The organism is Luteimonas vadosa (assembly GCF_039543545.1).
Classification (GTDB): Bacteria; Pseudomonadota; Gammaproteobacteria; order Xanthomonadales; family Xanthomonadaceae; genus Luteimonas; species Luteimonas vadosa.
This window is the reverse complement of record NZ_BAABJY010000001.1, coordinates 1,014,732-1,029,781: the sequence shown is the minus strand read 5'-3', so window position 1 is coordinate 1,029,781 and position 15,050 is coordinate 1,014,732. Positions and strand designations below refer to the sequence as shown.

Sequence of the window (15,050 nt, the reverse complement as noted above, 5' to 3'; positions counted from 1 at the left end):
TGAATCGAAGAACCCATGGGCCTGGACCTGGTCACCACCGGCAACCGTCCGCCGGACGAAATCAACGTCATCATCGAAATCCCCAAGGACGCCGAGCCGGTCAAGTACGAGGTCGACAAGGCCTCCGGGGCGATCTTCGTCGATCGCGTCCTGTCGACGCCGATGCGCTACCCCTGCAACTACGGCTACGTTCCGCACACCCTGTGCGGCGACGGCGACCCGGCCGACGTGCTGGTGCTGATGCCGCTGTCGCTGATCCCCGGCTCCGTGATCCAGGTGCGGCCGGTGGGCGTGCTGCTGATGTCCGACGAGGCCGGTGCCGACGAGAAGATCCTCGCCGTGCCCGTGCCCAAGGTGTTCCCCAGCTACGCGGGGATGGTCGATATCGACGACGTGCCGCAGCACTGGCGCGACCGCATCGGGTACTTCTTCGAGCACTACAAGGACCTGGAACCCGGCAAGTGGGTCAAGCTCGACGGTTGGGGTGGCGCGGCGGACGCCAAGCGCATCCTGGCCGAGTCGATCACCCGCTACGAGGCGTCGCCGGAGAAACCGCACTTCTGAACGGTCGGCGCATCCCGGCCGCGGCTTGCCCGCGCCCGGCTGCGTCCTTCGCCCGCATCAGGCGTTGTCGCCTAGCCTGCGCTGCGCGGCCGGGTCGCCGGCATCCTGCGCTTCGGTCGCCTGCACCACGACGCTGCCGAGCATCACCTGCAGGACGTCGAACCAGCGAATGCCATTGCGCAGCACCACGTCCTGGGCCGGCCCCTGCACCGCCGCCTGGAAACCGTCGAACGCCTGGCGGAAGCGCGCGCGGCCTGAATCGGCCTCGCCATGCTCGAACCACAGGCCCCGCCACTCGCGCAGCAGGCGACCGGCTTGCTGCTGCAGCGTGGGCAAGGCGGGGTGCGACACCGCCTCGCCGAACAGGAAGCCAAGGTGCTTTTCCAGCTCCCAAGGATTCATCACCCGCGGGACGTTGACCGATTCGCAGGCGAAGTCGCGCGACGCTTCTTCGCGGGGCGCGACGTGGGCGATGTCGAAGCTGGGGGCGCCCTGCGCCGGCACCGCCCGCCCCCGCGAAACCAGGTCCCAGAACCCCGGGCCGCCAACCGTGTCCGCGACCAGGTGGATGCGCGACTGCGTGGCGTCGTTGAGCACCCGGTGCTGCCGCCACGTATCGAAGATCCAGCATTCGCCGGCGGCCATGTTGACCACGGCCTCACCACATTCGAACCGAACCGTCGGCTGGGTCACGATCGGCACGTGCACGCGCACGCGTTCGGCCCAGTAATACCCCTGGTCGGCGTGGCGGGTGACCTCGGCCTGCCCCGCCAGACGCATCAGGCGCGTGCGGCCCACGGTCGCGCCCAGGCTGGCGAGGACCTGCATGAGGTAGGGGCAGCGCCGCAGGTGAGGTGTCGGGCGCATCAGCCCGCCGAAGGACTCGTTGGCCGGGTCGCCCCCGGCCGCGACCAGCGGCAACATCGAGTTGCCGGCGAACCCTTGCGGGTGCGGGCGCCATTCCGACTCGTCGACCTGCGAGACTTCCGCGGCCAGGGCAGCGGCGTCGAACGACAAGGGCAACTGGACGAAGGGGACCTGGAGCTTCATGTCGGCCGGGCTGCGGTTCCAGCGATCCATGGTAATGGGTCGACCGGACCGGGTCGACGCGACCGGCGCGGGAACAACGACGGCCCCTCGTGGGGCCGTCGTGGGTGACGCCTGGACCAGGCCGCTGCCGTCAGCGGCTGCCCGCGCGATACGGGTAGCGCGCGAAGATCTCGGCGATGGCGGCGTCGATGCGCGCGTCGCGGTCCGCCGGGCGGGACCGCGTGGCGCGCCCGACCGCGATCCCTTCCCACACCAGCGTATTGCGCGCGGCGTCGATGATGTCGATGTTCAAGGTGCCTTCGTTGTACCGGTAGACGTCCACGCGGTCGCGCCAGTAAGGCGCCACGACGTAGCGGTGGGCGCGGTAGCTGTAGTAGTAGCCGTAATCAACGAAAGGCGACGACCAGACGTCGGTGCGCTGCTGCACGTAGGCATTGATGTTGACCAACAGGTCCGGCTTTTCGGCGCTATGGGAATACCCGCGGGACTCCATCTGCGAGCGCACCGCCTCGCGCATGCGCTGGCTCGACGGGGTGGCATACCCGTCTCCTTCCACCGCCAGCGGCGAGTAGAAACCGTAGGTGCGGTATTGCGAGAAGTCGGCGCGCGGGTCGGCCTCGGCGGACACCCGCAAACCGGTCGCGCAGCCGCCGAGCAAGGCCAGCGCGAACACCGCCGCCAGCCACCTGATGGCCATCGTATGCACCAAATGTTTCATGGACCTCTCCCGGTGCGCGCCGGCGGGGCGGCGTCGCCCCGGCGCACGGCGTGCATGTCGATCACCGCACCAATATACGTCCACCGGAGGCGCGCCGGATTGGCGTGCGCTGAATGCGGGGACTGAACGATTCAGCCTTCCCGGTAGACCTCGCCACCCTGCGCACGGAACTGCGCGGATTTCTCCTCCATGCCCGCCTCGAGCGCCTTGGCCTCGTCCATGCCGTGTTCGGAGGCGTAGTCGCGCACGTCCTGGGTGATCTTCATCGAGCAGAAGTGGGGACCGCACATCGAGCAGAAATGCGCGAGCTTGTGCGCATCCTTGGGCAGCGTCTCGTCGTGGAACGCCTTGGCCTTCTCGGGGTCCAGGCCCAGGTGGAACTGGTCCTCCCAGCGGAACTCGAAGCGCGCCTTGCTCAGGGCGTTGTCGCGCACCTGCGCGCCGGGATGCCCCTTGGCCAGGTCGGCGGCATGGGCCGCGATTTTGTACGCCATGATCCCGTCGCGCACGTCCTCCCGGTTGGGCAGGCCCAGGTGCTCCTTGGGCGTCACGTAGCACAGCATCGCGCAGCCGTACCAGCCGATCATCGCCGCGCCGATCGCGCTGGTGATGTGGTCGTAGCCGGGCGCGATGTCGGTGGTCAGTGGGCCCAGGGTGTAGAACGGCGCCTCGCCGCACTCGACCAGCTGCTTGTCCATGTTCTCCTTGATCAACTGCATCGGCACGTGGCCGGGGCCCTCGATCATGGTCTGCACATCGTGCTTCCACGCGATCTTCGTCAGCTCGCCCAGCGTCTCCAGCTCACCGAACTGCGCGGCGTCGTTGGCGTCGGCGATGCAGCCCGGGCGCAGCCCGTCGCCCAGCGAGAACGCCACGTCGTACGCCTTCATGATCTCGCAGATGTCCTCGAAGTGTTCGTAGAGGAAACTTTCCTTGTGGTGCGACAGGCACCACTTGGCCATGATGCTGCCGCCGCGCGAGACGATGCCGGTCACGCGTTTCGCAGTCAGCGGCACGTAACGCAACAGCACCCCGGCATGGATGGTGAAGTAATCCACGCCCTGCTCGGCCTGCTCGATGAGCGTGTCGCGGAAAATCTCCCAGGTCAGCTCCTCGGCGCGGCCATCGACCTTTTCCAGCGCCTGGTAGATCGGCACCGTGCCGATCGGTACCGGGGAGTTGCGGATGATCCACTCGCGCGTCTCGTGGATGTGCTTGCCGGTCGACAGGTCCATGACCGTGTCGCCGCCCCAGCGGATCGCCCAGACCAGCTTCTCGACCTCCTCGGCGATGCCGGACGACACGGCGCTGTTGCCGATGTTGGCGTTGATCTTGGTCAGGAAGTTGCGGCCGATGACCATCGGCTCGCTCTCGGGGTGGTTGATGTTGTTGGGCAGGATGGCGCGACCACGCGCGATCTCGTCGCGCACGAACTCCGGCGTAATCGCCGACTGGATGCTGGCGCCGAAGGCCTCGCCGGGATGCTGCGCCCGCAGCAGCGCATCGCGGACCAGTTCCAGCCGCTGGTTCTCGCGGATCGCGACGTACTCCATCTCCGGCGTGACGATGCCCTTGCGCGCGTAGTGCATCTGGCTGACGTTGGCGCCGGCGCGGGCGACGCGCGGCAGGTTGCGGGCCGGGAAACGCACCGCGTCCAGGCGGGGATCGGCTTCGCGCTCGCGCCCGAAGCGGGAGCTGAGCTGCGGCAGCGGCTCGGTGTCGCCGCGCTCCTCGATCCAGCGTGCACGCAGCGGCGCCAGCCCGGCGGACAGGTCGATGGCGACGTCGGGATCGGTGTAGGGACCGGACGGGTCGTAGACGGTCACCGGCGGGTTGTCCTCACCGCCGAACAGCGTGGGCGTCTGCGCCAGCGCGATCTCGCGCATGGCCACGCGCAGGTCGGGACGCGAGCCTTCGACGTGGATCTTGCGCGAGCCGGGGATCGGCCGGGTCACCGATTCGGAAAGCTGCTCGGTCTGCTGGAGCAGCGAGGCGGGAACTGCATTCATGGCTTCGTCCTGTTCATGGCGCGCGGTCCTGGGCGTGCCCCGGCGGTCGCATGGGTGGCCAGCGGTCGCGGCGCGCGGCAGCGCGCTCGAGTCCCTGGCGGCCGATGGATCGCCGCGGCGCGGACGAAGCGGCGGCGCATGGAACGCACCGTGGATGCGTCCAGCGAAGCTTCCCTACGCCGGTGTCAGCCGGATCAGGTTCGAAGGGTGTGTCTCAACCGGCGCCCGATGCTGCAAGCCGCGGTACCCCCGCTTCGGGTGCCATTGCAACACGCCCCCGCCCGCAACGCCAGCCGTGTCGCCCCGCCGGGCGCCAGGCGCCCTCAGCGCATCCCGGCGTTGATCTTCCCCAGGGTCGCCGCGCCGGGGCTCAGTTCGGCGGCGCCAAGGGAATTCAAAGGCGCCTCCACGGTGCCGAGGTGGCCATGCAGGTCGCCCGCGCCGGCGTCCACGTACAGCAGGCCGGTCACCACCTCGCCGCGCGCCTGGCGTTGCTGGATCAGGTTCATGGCGGCAATGCGGTCGCGCGGGTCGTAGGCCTCGTCGAGCTTGCGCAGCCGCAGTACCGAGCCGTCGTGCTGCTCGACCTCGATCGCCTCGCCGGGATCGTAGTCAACGGCGATTTCGGCACGCGGGAGCATCACGTCCAGCTGGTTGACCGCATCGTTGTGCTCGCGCACGTAGTCGTAGCTCTTGGTGCTGCCGGGATGATTGTTGAAGGCCACGCAGGGGCTGATCACGTCGAGGAAGGCCGCGCCGCGGTGCGACAACGCGCCCTTGATCAGCGGCACGAGCTGGCGCTTGTCCCCGGAGAATCCACGCGCGACGTAGCTGGCGCCCAGCTGCAGGGCCATCGTCACCAGGTCCAGCGGCGTGTCGTCGTTCCTGGCCCCCTTCTTCGACGTCGAGCCTTGGTCCGCCGTGGCCGAGAACTGGCCCTTGGTCAGTCCGTAGACGCCGTTGTTCTCGACGATGTAGACCATGTCCACGCCGCGCCGGATCGCGTGCACGAACTGGCCGATGCCGATGGACGCCGAATCTCCGTCGCCGGACACGCCCAGGTAGATCAGGTCGCGGTTGGCGAGGCTGGCGCCGGTCAGCACCGACGGCATGCGCCCGTGCACGGTGTTGAAGCCGTGCGACTGGCCGAGGAAGTAGTCGGGGGTCTTGGAACTGCAGCCGATGCCCGAAAGCTTGGCGACGCGGTGCGGGGCGATGTCCAGCTCCCAGCAGGCCTGGATGATCGCCGCCGAAATCGAATCGTGGCCGCAGCCGGCGCACAGGGTGCTGACCTTGCCTTCGTAGTCGCGCCGGGTGAAGCCCAGCGCGTTGCAGCCCAGCGAAGGGTGGTGCAGCCTGGGTTTGGCGAGGTAGGTCATGCCACGTCCTCCCGGGTGGATTCGAGGCGCTCGGCCGGACAAGGTGCGCGGAACCGGAAGCAGGCCGTCGTGCGTGTCCCACGCCGCCCCGCGCTCCCGCGCGGGCACCCATCGGCTCGCGCCCGGTGGCCCGCGACGCGCCCCCGGGTCGTCATGCGACCTTCTCCCGGGACTCGAGGCTCGCCGGCCCGATCCGGGCCGTGATCTCGCCGGCGATGAACCGGGCCGTGATCGGCGTGCCGTCGTAGTGCAGCACGGCGACGAGCCTGGCCGGGTCGAGGTCGAATTCGTTGACCAGCAGCGTGCGCAGCTGGCCGTCGCGGTTCTGCTCGACCACGAACACGCACTCATGCGCCGCGATGAAGGCGCGCACCGAATCGGGGAACGGGAAGGCGCGCACGCGCAGCGTGTCGACGGGGATGCCGGCATCGGAAAGCAAGGCGATGGCCTCGTGCATCGCGGGGCTGGTCGACCCGAAGAAGATCGCGCCATGCCGGGACGGCACGCCGGGCTGCGAGACCACCGGTTGCGGGACCAGCGCCTTGGCGGTGTCGAATTTCTTCAGCAAGCGCTGCATGTTGTAGACGTAGTCGGGGCCGCGCTCGGAATACTGCGCCTGCGGATTGCGCGATGTGCCGCGCGTGAAGTAGGCGCCCTTGTCCGGATGCGTTCCCGGCCAGGTGCGCCACGGGATCCCGTCGCCGTCGACGTCCTTGTAACGCGCGAACTCGCGGCCCTGCTCGAGCTGTCCGGCAGTCATCACCTTGCCGCGGTCGTACTCGCGCGCGTCGTCCCATTCCAGCGGCGCGCACAGGCGCTGGTTCATGCCGATGTCCAGATCGGTCATCACGAACACCGGGGTCTGCAGGCGGTCCGCCAGGTCGAGCGCATCGGCCGCGAACGCGAAGCATTCGTGCGGGTCCTCGGGGAACAGCAGGACATGCTTGGTGTCGCCGTGCGATGCATAAGCTGCGGACAGGAGGTCGGATTGCTGCGTCCTTGTCGGCATGCCGGTGGACGGCCCCCCGCGCTGCACGTCGATGATGGTGACCGGGATCTCGGCGAAATACGCCAGGCCGATGAACTCGCCCATCAGCGAGACGCCGGGCCCCGACGTGGTGGTGAACGCGCGCGCGCCGTTCCAGCCTGCGCCAACCACCATGCCGATCGAGGCGATCTCGTCCTCGGCCTGGATGATGGCGTGGCGCGCCCGGCCCTCGGCGTCGACCCGGTATTTCCGGCAGTACGACTGGAAGGCCTCGGCCAGCGAGGACGACGGCGTGATCGGGTACCAGGCGCACACGGTCGCTCCGCCGTAGACGCAGCCCAGCGCGGCGGCGGCGTTGCCCTCCATGAAGATGCGGTCGCCGACGGCATCGCCTGCGCGCACGCGCAGGCCGATCGGATGCGGCAGGTGTTCGCGCACCCAGTCGCGGCCGATGTGCAGCGCCTCGATGTTGGGCGCGAGCAGCTTGGGCTTGGACCTGTACTGCTCGCCGATCAGGGCCTCGATGATGCCGGCATCCAGGTCCAGCAGCGCGCCGAGGGCGCCGACGTACATGATGTTCTTGAACAGCTGGCGCTGGCGCGGATCGTCGTAGGTCGCGTTGCAGAGCTCGGTCAGCGGCACGCCGATGACGGTCACGTCCTCGCGGAACCTGGACTTCGGCATGGGTTTGGAATTGTCGTAGAACAGGTAGCCGCCCGGCTCGAGCTCGGCGACATCGACGTCCCAGGTCTGCGGGTTCATCGCCACCATCAGGTCGACGCCACCGCGCCGGCCCAGCCAGCCGGCCTCGCTCACCCGTACCTCGTACCAGGTCGGCAGCCCCTGGATGTTGGACGGGAAGATGTTGCGCGGACTGACCGGCACGCCCATGCGCAGGATCGCCTTGGCGAACAACTCGTTGGCCGACGCCGAGCCGGAGCCGTTGACGTTGGCGAACTTGACGACGAAGTCGTTGGTCGATTGCAGCGGGGCATGGCTTGGCGTCATGTCAGGCCCCGCATGAAAAAGCCCCTCTCCCGCCAGGCGGGAGACGGGTTGCGCCGACGGCCGGCCGAACCCTCGGCTCCCTCACGCCGCCTCCTTCGCCGCAGGCTTGCTCCTGCACCCCGGGCCCGCGTAGACCTCCTGCAACAGGAACTTCTGCATGTCCCAGGCGCCGGTCGGGCAGCGCTCGGCGCACAGGCTGCAGTGCAGGCAGACGTCCTCGTCCTTGACCATCACGCGTTGCGTCTTCAGCGGCGCGGACACGTACAGGTCCTGCTGCGTGTTGAGCGCCGGTGCCGTCAGCCGGGTGCGCAGGACGTCTTCCTCGCCATTGAACGTGAAGGTGATGCAGTCGGTGGGGCAGATGTCGACGCAGGCGTCGCATTCGATGCACTTGTCGCGGTCGAACACCGTCTGCACGTCGCAATTGAGGCAGCGCTGGGTTTCCTTCCAGGCCGTCGCCGGGTCGAAGCCGAGTTCGACTTCGGTACTCATGCTGTCGAGCTTCCGGGCCGCTTCCGACCACGGCACGACGTAGCGTTCGTCCGGGGACACGGCGTTGTCGTAACTCCATTCGTGGATGCCCATTTTCTGCGACTGCAGCCGGACGAAGGGGTCCGGCCGCTCGCGCACGTCGTCGCCGTTGAGCAGCTTGTCGATGGAGATCGCCGCGCCGTGGCCGTGCGCCACCGCCCAGATGATGTTCTTGGGCCCGAAGGCCGCATCGCCCCCGAACAGCACGTGCGGGAGCGACGATTGGTAGGTAGCTTCATCGACCACCGGCATGTCCCACTCGCCGAACTCGATGCCGACGTCGCGCTCGATCCAGGGGAACGCGTTTTCCTGTCCCACCGCGATCAGCACCTCGTCGCAGGGATGGAACTCGTCCGGCTCGCCGGTGGGGATCAGCTTGCGTCGCCCCTTGTCGTCGTATTCGGCGCGCACGCGCTCGAAGGTCATCCCGGTCAGGCGGCCGCTGGCGTGGACGAAGGTCTTGGGCACGCGGTAGTCGAGGATCGGGATGCCCTCCTCCATCGCGTCCTCCTTCTCCCACGGGCTGGCCTTCATCTCGTCGAAGCCGGAGCGCACGATCACCTTGACGTCGCTGCCGCCGAGCCGTCGCGCGCTGCGGCAACAGTCCATGGCGGTGTTGCCGCCGCCGAGCACCAGCACGCGCTTGCCGATCGACTTCACGTGCTCGAAGTAGACGTTGGCCAGCCAGTCGAGGCCGACATGGATCTGGCCCGAAGCTTCCTGCCGCCCCGGCAGGTCGAGGTCGCGCCCGCGCGGCGCGCCGCTGCCCACGAAGATGGCGTCGAAGCCTTGCGCCAGCAGGTCGCGCATCGAATCGATGCGATGGTTGCCGATGAATTCGACGCCCAGGTCGAGGATGTACCCGCATTCCTCGTCGATGACCTCCTCGGGCAGGCGGAAACGCGGCACCTGGGTCCGCATGAAGCCGCCGGCCTTCGGATCGGCGTCGTAGACGGTGACGTGGTAGCCCAGTGGCGCCAGGTCCCGTGCCACCGTGAGCGACGCCGGGCCGGCGCCGACGCAGGCGATGCGCCTGCCGTTGGGTCTGGCCGCGGGCTTCGGCATCCGCGGGCGCACGTCGCCCTTGTGGTCGGCGGCCACCCGCTTCAGCCGGCAGATCGCGACCGGCTCGGGTTTCTCGCCGTTGTTCTCCTCGACCCGGACCCGCCGGCACGCCGGCTCGCAGGGACGGTCGCAGGTCCGGCCGAGGATGCCGGGGAAGACGTTGCTGTGCCAGTTGACCATGTAGGCGTCGGCGTAGCGGCCGGCCGCGATCAGTCGGATGTACTCCGGCACCGGCGTGTGCGCCGGACAGGCCCATTGGCAGTCGACGACCTTGTGGAAGACGTCGGGGTTGCGGATATCGGTCGGTTCCACCGCGGCATCCTGCGCTGCTGCCGGTCCGGCTGCACCGGACCTGGCCCGTCGCCCGAGCATAGCGCCGATGGCGACGGGGGTCATGGCCGCGGGCGGTGCACGCATCCGGCGCGTCGTGACCCGATCCGGCTTCAATTATCGAACCGGGTGGTCTACTATTTCGCCATGACGCCCGCCGATTCCGACCGCCCCGCGAGCCCCGGTCGTCCGAAGGACATGGCCAAGCGGGCGGCGATCCTGGCGGCGGCGCAGGACATGTTCACGGCGCAGGGGTTCGCCGGCGCCAGCATGGACCAGATCGCGGCGGCGGCGGGGGTGTCCAAGCTCACCGTCTACAGCCACTTCGGCGACAAGGACACGCTGTTCCTCGAAGCGGTCCGCGCCGTCTGCGAGGCGCAGATGCCCCCGGCGCTGTTCATCGGCGAATGCACGGGACCGCTGCGCGTCCAGTTGACCGGCATCGCCTCCGCGTTCTTCAAGCTGATCACCAGCGACCAGGCCTTGTCGATGCACCGCATGATGCTGACCCGGGCCAGCGACCGGCATGTCCGCGAACTGTTCTGGACCGCCGGCCCGGCACGGGTCCAGGCAGCGTTCGCCCAGTTCCTGCAGGCCCGCGTCGAGCGGGGCGAGCTCCGGGTGCCCGACATCGACCGCGCCGCGGCGCAGTTCTTCAGCCTGCTCAAGGGCGAGCTGCACACGCGCATGGCCTCGGGACTGTGCGTCGATCCGCCGCAGGCCGACATCGACGCCCACATCGCCGCCACCGTCGACCTGTTCCTGCGCGCGCACGCGCCGCCGGACACGGCATGAGCGCCGGCCCGCCGACGGTCCCGGTGACTTCCGGCACTGCGTGCGGGTGTCCTATCACAGCGATGCTGTCGTCCTGCCGGCGCGCCATCGCAGCCGGCATCACACCGTAAAATGGCCGGCCCGCACAGACAGACCCCGACGATGCCCCTCGATTACGCCAAAGCCCGCGAAACCATGGTCGAACAGCAGGTGCGCCCGTGGGACGTGCTCGACCCCCGCGTGCTCGCGGTGCTCGCCGACCTGCCCCGCGACGCCTTCGTGCCCGAGGCGCATCGCGCCCTGGCCTATGCCGACATCGAGATCCCGCTCGGCCATGGCCAGAGGATGATGAAACCCGTGGTCGAAGGCCGCGTGCTGCAGGCCCTGGCGCTCGAGCCGGGCGAGGAGGTGCTCGAGATCGGCACCGGCAGCGGCTTCCTCTCCGCCTGCCTCGGCCGCCTGGCGCGCGACGTCACCAGCCTGGAACTGCACGCCGACCTCGCCGACCGGGCGCGCGCGCGCCTGCAGGCCCACGACATCGGCAACGTGCGCGTCGAGTGCGCCGATGCCATGGCGTGGGCCAGCGACCGCCGATTCGACGCCGTCTGCGTCACCGGTGCGGTCGACGCCATCCCGCCGGGCTTCCTGCAATGGCTGCGCCCGGGCGGACGGATGTTCGTCGTCCATGGCCGCGCGCCGGCGATGCAGGCCGTGCTTGCGCGCGTCGACGGCGGCCATGTCCGCACCGAGTCGCTGTTCGAGACCGACCTCCCCTACCTGGCCGGCGCCGCGCCGGTACCCACCTTCGAGTTCTGACCCGCCGGCGGGCCACGTGCCTGCCTCGATCCAAGGACCCACCCCATGATCCGCCGCCCCCTGACCTTCGCACTCGCCCTCGCCTTGCTGCCATCGGCCGCCTTCGCCGAGGACCTGCTGCAGACCTACGAGCTGGCGCGCGAGAGCGACCCGCAGTATTCCGCCGCGGAGTCCACCCGCCTGGCCACCAAGGAAGGCGTGGTGCAGGCCCGGTCCACGCTGCTGCCGCAGATCAGTGGCGAGGCCTCGCTGACCAGGTCGCGCAGCGACGGCGCATCGGTGCAGCAGCAGTTCGACGAGGACACCCAGCAGTTCTTCCAGTTCACCGTCGACAGCGAAAGCAACACGACCCGCCGCGACCTCGGCCTGAACCTCAGGCAGATGGTGTTCGACCGCGGCAACTTCACCCGCGTGCGCAGCCAGGGCGCGCTGAGCGAGGCCGCCGACTTCCAGCTGGCATCCGCCGGCGACTCGCTGATCACGCGCACCTCGCAGGCCTACTTCAACGTGCTGGTGGCGATCGAAACGCTGGCCGCCGCGCAGGCGCAGGAAGCCGCGCTGAAAAAGCAGTTCGACTTCGCCGACAAGCGCCTGGAAGTGGGCCTGGCACCGATCACCGACGTCCACGAGGCGCGCGCCCAGTACGACAGCGCCCGCGCCAACACCATCGTGGTGCGCAACGCGCTCGAGGACGCCTACCAGGCGCTGGTGGAGATCACGGACCGGCCCATCCGCAACCTCAATGCGCTGCCCGAGGACTTCCAGCCGGCGATGCCCGCGGAGCGCGGTGCCGACGAATGGGTCGCGGTGGCGATCGAGAACAACCCGGCGCTGCGTGCCAAGGAACTGCAGGTGGAGTCCGCGGCGGCGAACGTGGAAACCGCCAAGGCCGGGCGCTGGCCCACGGTCTACCTCAATGGCAGCTATGGCGATTCCAAGGTCACCGGGGATCGCACGTCCACCGTCGGCGGCGTGGGCAATACGTTCCCCACCGACCAGGACAGCCGCGGCCCCCAGCTCGGCGTCACCCTGAACGTGCCGATCTTTACCGGCGGCCGGATCAGCTCCGAGATCCGCCAGGCCGTCGCCCGGCGCGACGTGGCCAGCGACGAGCTCGTGCAGCAACGGCGCGCGCTGGAGCGCAATACCCGCAATGCCTACCAGACGTTGCTTGCCGGGATCAGCGAGGTCGAGGCGCGCAAGGCGGCGGTGTTCTCGGCACGCAGTGCCTACGATGCGTCGCAGGTCGGGCTGGAAGTCGGCACCCGCACGGTCCTGGACGTGCTCAACAACCAGCAGACCCTGTTCAATGCCGAACGCGAATACGCCCTGTCGCGCTACAACTTCCTGCAGAACCGCCTGCTGCTGGAGCAGGCCGCGGGCACCATCGACGTGGGCAGCGTGCAGGACGTCAACCGCCTGCTGACGGTGAGCGTCGCGCCGCAGGTGGAGCCGGGTTCGCCCTGACCGCAGCCGGCGCGGCGCGCGCGAGCTGACCGGTCAGGCGCGGGCAGGCAGTTCCGCCGACACCATCGCCAGGGTACGAGCCAGGGCCCCGCGCCCCTGGCGGACCAGTTCCATCCCGGACGCCACCATGCTTGCGCGCTCGTCCGCATCGCCCAACAGCGCTTCCAGCGCATCGCCGACGGCGTCGGCATCACTGCACACCCGCAGCGCACCGGCCGCAACGAGCTTGCCGGCGATGTCGCTGAAGTTGTGCAGGTGGGGGCCGGTGACGATCGCGGTGCCCATGGCGGCCGGTTCCAGCAGGTTGTGGCCCCCGACCGGCTGCAGGCTACCGCCCACGAAGGCCACGTCGGCGCAGCCGTAGAACTGCATCAGCTCGCCCAGCGTATCGATCACGAAGACGGCATCGTCCTCATCCGGGGCCTGCGTCAGCCGCCGCGTGGCCACTCGCCATCCGGCCTGGACCGCCTGCTGCGCAACGGCACGGAACCGCTCGGGATGGCGTGGCGCCCACAGCAGCAGTAGGTCGGGCCAACGCCGGCGCAGCCTCGCGTGCAGGGCGAGCACGGCGGCCTCTTCATCCTCGTGCGTGCTGGCGGCGATCCATGCCGGGCGGCGGGGGGCGCGGTCGCGAAACGCCGCGGCGAACGCGCGCGCCGATGCGTCCACGGGCGTGTCGAACTTGAGGTTGCCGAGCACTTCGATCCGGTCCGGCTGTCCGCCCAGCCGCCGGAACCGATCGGCGTCCGCCGGCGACTGGGCCGCCACCTTGCGCAAGGTCCGCAGGGCGCGTCCGATCAACGGTCGCAGCACGCGATAGCCGTGCAGCGAGCGTTCGGACAGCCGCGCGTTGACCAGATAGGCCGGCACGCCGCGGTCGCGGCAGCAGAACAGCAGGTTCGGCCACAGTTCCGTCTCCAGGATCAGGGCCAGCCTTGGCTGGAAGTGATGCAGGAAACGCTTCACCGCGCCGGACAGGTCGTAGGGCAGGTAGACGTGCTCGACGCGGTCCTTCCACAACGCCCGCACCCGCGCCGACCCGGTGGGCGTGATGGTGGTGACCAGCAGGCGCAGGTCCGGCCGCATCGCCAGCAGCGCGTTCACCAGTGGTGCCGCGGCGTTGACCTCCCCGACCGAGACCGCATGCACCCAGATCGTGGCCGCCTTCGGAGCATCGCGATAGGACGCATAGCGCTCGCTCCATCGCTCGAAGTATTCCCCCTGGCGGAAGCCACGCCAGATCAGGTGGTAGACGGTGACCGGCACCAGTACGTAGAGCACCGCGGAGTACAGGCCGCGCAGCAGTCGTTCGATCGTGTCGGCCGTCATGGCCACAGCATAGCGGAGGACTTTCGGGGCCGGACGCGCGAGCCGCGTGCCGTGCGGGCCACTGGCCGCGTCCATGCACGCCGTAGAATCGACGCATGCCACGCGCACCGGACATGCCACCGCCACCGCTCGGACCGCGCCACTGGCCGGCCTGGCTGGGCATCGCGGCCATGGCCTTGCTCGCCCGGCTGCCGTGGCCGTGGCAGCGCGCACTGGGTCGCGGACTCGGCGCGCTGCTGCGCACGACGCTGGCCGGGCGACGCCGCATCGCCGAGCGCAACCTGTCGCTGTGCTTCCCCGAACTCACGGCCGACGCCAGGGCGCGTCTGCTTCGCGAGCACTTCGCCGCGATCGGCATCGGCGTGTTCGAGTTCGCGCGCGCCTGGTGGGGTTCGGTGGATCCCTTGCGCCGCGGCACGCGCGTGGTGGGTCTCGAACACCTCGAGGCCGCGCGCGCCGACGGGCGCGGCGTCATCGTCGTCTCCGGCCACTTCACCACGCTGGAAGCCTGCGGTCGCCTGCTTTGCGAACACGTGCCGCTGGCCGGCATGTACCGGCCCCACGCGCAGCCCGCGATGGAATGGGCGGTGCGCCGCGGCCGCTCTCGCTACGCCGCGGCCATGTTCCCCAAGCAGGACGTCCGCGGGGTCGTGCGCCACCTCAAGCGCGGCGGCCTGCTCTGGTACGCCCCGGACCAGGACCCGAGCCGGGGCGACAGCGCCTACGTGCCGTTCTTCGGCCAGCCGGCGCACAGCCTGACGTCCACCCACCAGCTGGCACGCCTCTCGGGCGCGTCCGTCGTCCTGTTCCAGCACGCACGCCGGGAGGACGGCGGCTATACCCTGGAACTGTGGCCGGCGTTCGAGGGTTTTCCCTCCACCGACGCCACCGCCGACACCGCCCGCGTGATGGCCGGCATCGAAGCCATGGCCCGCGCGGCGCCGGAGCAGTACCTGTGGATCCACCGACGGTTCAAGCGGCAGCCGGATGGCGTGTCGCCGTACGCCTGACACGGGTCGTTG

The 15,050-nt window shown here is 69.4% G+C and carries 12 protein-coding genes and 1 riboswitch; of the genes, 5 read left to right on the top strand and 7 right to left on the bottom strand.

Annotation, left to right across the window (positions count from 1 at the left end):
* The first annotated feature begins 15 nt into the window (after positions 1 to 15).
* On the top strand, positions 16 to 564 hold the full coding sequence (ppa, locus tag ABD970_RS04660) for an inorganic diphosphatase (protein ID WP_345294321.1): 549 nt from the start codon (positions 16 to 18) through the stop codon (positions 562 to 564).
* Positions 565 to 621: 57 nt separating this feature from the next.
* On the opposite strand, the gene ABD970_RS04655 is transcribed toward ppa, so the two are convergent.
* The 6 genes from ABD970_RS04655 to ABD970_RS04630 form a co-directional block, all read right to left on the bottom strand.
* The gene (locus ABD970_RS04655) at positions 622 to 1,644 is read right to left on the bottom strand and encodes an aspartyl/asparaginyl beta-hydroxylase domain-containing protein (protein ID WP_345294320.1); all 1,023 of its coding nucleotides are present in this window, start codon (positions 1,642 to 1,644) and stop codon (positions 622 to 624) included.
* A gap of 100 nt (positions 1,645 to 1,744) precedes the next feature.
* Positions 1,745 to 2,332 (bottom strand): DUF4136 domain-containing protein, encoded by a 588-nt coding sequence (locus ABD970_RS04650; protein WP_345294319.1) that lies wholly within the window; start codon positions 2,330 to 2,332, stop codon positions 1,745 to 1,747.
* A gap of 131 nt (positions 2,333 to 2,463) precedes the next feature.
* On the bottom strand, positions 2,464 to 4,341 hold the full coding sequence (gene thiC, locus ABD970_RS04645) for a phosphomethylpyrimidine synthase ThiC (RefSeq protein ID WP_345294318.1): 1,878 nt from the start codon (positions 4,339 to 4,341) through the stop codon (positions 2,464 to 2,466).
* 153 nt (positions 4,342 to 4,494) lie between these two features.
* Positions 4,495 to 4,602, bottom strand: a riboswitch (TPP riboswitch).
* A gap of 62 nt (positions 4,603 to 4,664) precedes the next feature.
* Positions 4,665 to 5,720, bottom strand: coding sequence for a 2-oxoacid:ferredoxin oxidoreductase subunit beta (locus ABD970_RS04640; protein ID WP_345294317.1), 1,056 nt, complete (start codon positions 5,718 to 5,720; stop codon positions 4,665 to 4,667).
* A gap of 151 nt (positions 5,721 to 5,871) precedes the next feature.
* Positions 5,872 to 7,716 carry a 2-oxoacid:acceptor oxidoreductase subunit alpha gene (locus tag ABD970_RS04635; protein WP_345294316.1) on the bottom strand — a complete coding sequence of 615 codons (1,845 nt, stop codon included), beginning with the start codon at positions 7,714 to 7,716 and terminating at the stop codon, positions 5,872 to 5,874.
* Positions 7,717 to 7,797: 81 nt separating this feature from the next.
* On the bottom strand, positions 7,798 to 9,624 hold the full coding sequence (locus ABD970_RS04630) for an FAD-dependent oxidoreductase (protein WP_345294315.1): 1,827 nt from the start codon (positions 9,622 to 9,624) through the stop codon (positions 7,798 to 7,800).
* Positions 9,625 to 9,789: 165 nt separating this feature from the next.
* Here ABD970_RS04630 and ABD970_RS04625 point away from each other — a divergent pair, with 165 nt between their 5' ends.
* From ABD970_RS04625 to ABD970_RS04615, 3 genes are all read left to right on the top strand, one after another.
* Entirely contained in the window at positions 9,790 to 10,437 is a 648-nt protein-coding gene (locus ABD970_RS04625; RefSeq protein WP_345294314.1) for a TetR/AcrR family transcriptional regulator, read from the top strand.
* 141 nt (positions 10,438 to 10,578) lie between these two features.
* Entirely contained in the window at positions 10,579 to 11,232 is a 654-nt protein-coding gene (locus tag ABD970_RS04620; protein WP_345294313.1) for a protein-L-isoaspartate O-methyltransferase family protein, read from the top strand.
* Positions 11,233 to 11,277: 45 nt separating this feature from the next.
* Positions 11,278 to 12,699, top strand: a complete 1,422-nt coding sequence (locus ABD970_RS04615) for a TolC family outer membrane protein (RefSeq protein ID WP_345294312.1) — start codon at positions 11,278 to 11,280, stop codon at positions 12,697 to 12,699.
* 33 nt (positions 12,700 to 12,732) lie between these two features.
* Here the strand turns inward: ABD970_RS04615 and waaA are convergent, their stop codons facing one another.
* A complete protein-coding gene (gene waaA, locus ABD970_RS04610; protein ID WP_345294311.1) occupies positions 12,733 to 14,028 on the bottom strand; it encodes a lipid IV(A) 3-deoxy-D-manno-octulosonic acid transferase in 1,296 nt (431 codons plus the stop codon).
* Between the two features lie 95 nt (positions 14,029 to 14,123).
* On the opposite strand from waaA, the gene lpxL reads away from it, so the two are divergent.
* A complete protein-coding gene (gene lpxL, locus ABD970_RS04605) occupies positions 14,124 to 15,038 on the top strand; it encodes an LpxL/LpxP family Kdo(2)-lipid IV(A) lauroyl/palmitoleoyl acyltransferase (protein WP_345294310.1) in 915 nt (304 codons plus the stop codon).
* Positions 15,039 to 15,050 lie beyond the last annotated feature (12 nt).

Excerpts from the sequence above, each read along its gene's own strand:
- ppa (WP_345294321.1), top strand. The coding sequence starts at position 16 with ATGGGCCTGGACCTGGTCACCACCGGCAACCGTCCGCCGGACGAAATC.
- ABD970_RS04655 (WP_345294320.1), bottom strand. The coding sequence starts at position 1,644 with ATGGATCGCTGGAACCGCAGCCCGGCCGACATGAAGCTCCAGGTCCCC.
- ABD970_RS04650 (WP_345294319.1), bottom strand. The coding sequence starts at position 2,332 with ATGAAACATTTGGTGCATACGATGGCCATCAGGTGGCTGGCGGCGGTG.
- thiC (WP_345294318.1), bottom strand. The coding sequence starts at position 4,341 with ATGAATGCAGTTCCCGCCTCGCTGCTCCAGCAGACCGAGCAGCTTTCC.
- ABD970_RS04640 (WP_345294317.1), bottom strand. The coding sequence starts at position 5,720 with ATGACCTACCTCGCCAAACCCAGGCTGCACCACCCTTCGCTGGGCTGC.
- ABD970_RS04635 (WP_345294316.1), bottom strand. The coding sequence starts at position 7,716 with ATGACGCCAAGCCATGCCCCGCTGCAATCGACCAACGACTTCGTCGTC.
- ABD970_RS04625 (WP_345294314.1), top strand. The coding sequence starts at position 9,790 with ATGACGCCCGCCGATTCCGACCGCCCCGCGAGCCCCGGTCGTCCGAAG.
- ABD970_RS04620 (WP_345294313.1), top strand. The coding sequence starts at position 10,579 with ATGCCCCTCGATTACGCCAAAGCCCGCGAAACCATGGTCGAACAGCAG.
- ABD970_RS04615 (WP_345294312.1), top strand. The coding sequence starts at position 11,278 with ATGATCCGCCGCCCCCTGACCTTCGCACTCGCCCTCGCCTTGCTGCCA.
- waaA (WP_345294311.1), bottom strand. The coding sequence starts at position 14,028 with ATGACGGCCGACACGATCGAACGACTGCTGCGCGGCCTGTACTCCGCG.
- lpxL (WP_345294310.1), top strand. The coding sequence starts at position 14,124 with ATGCCACGCGCACCGGACATGCCACCGCCACCGCTCGGACCGCGCCAC.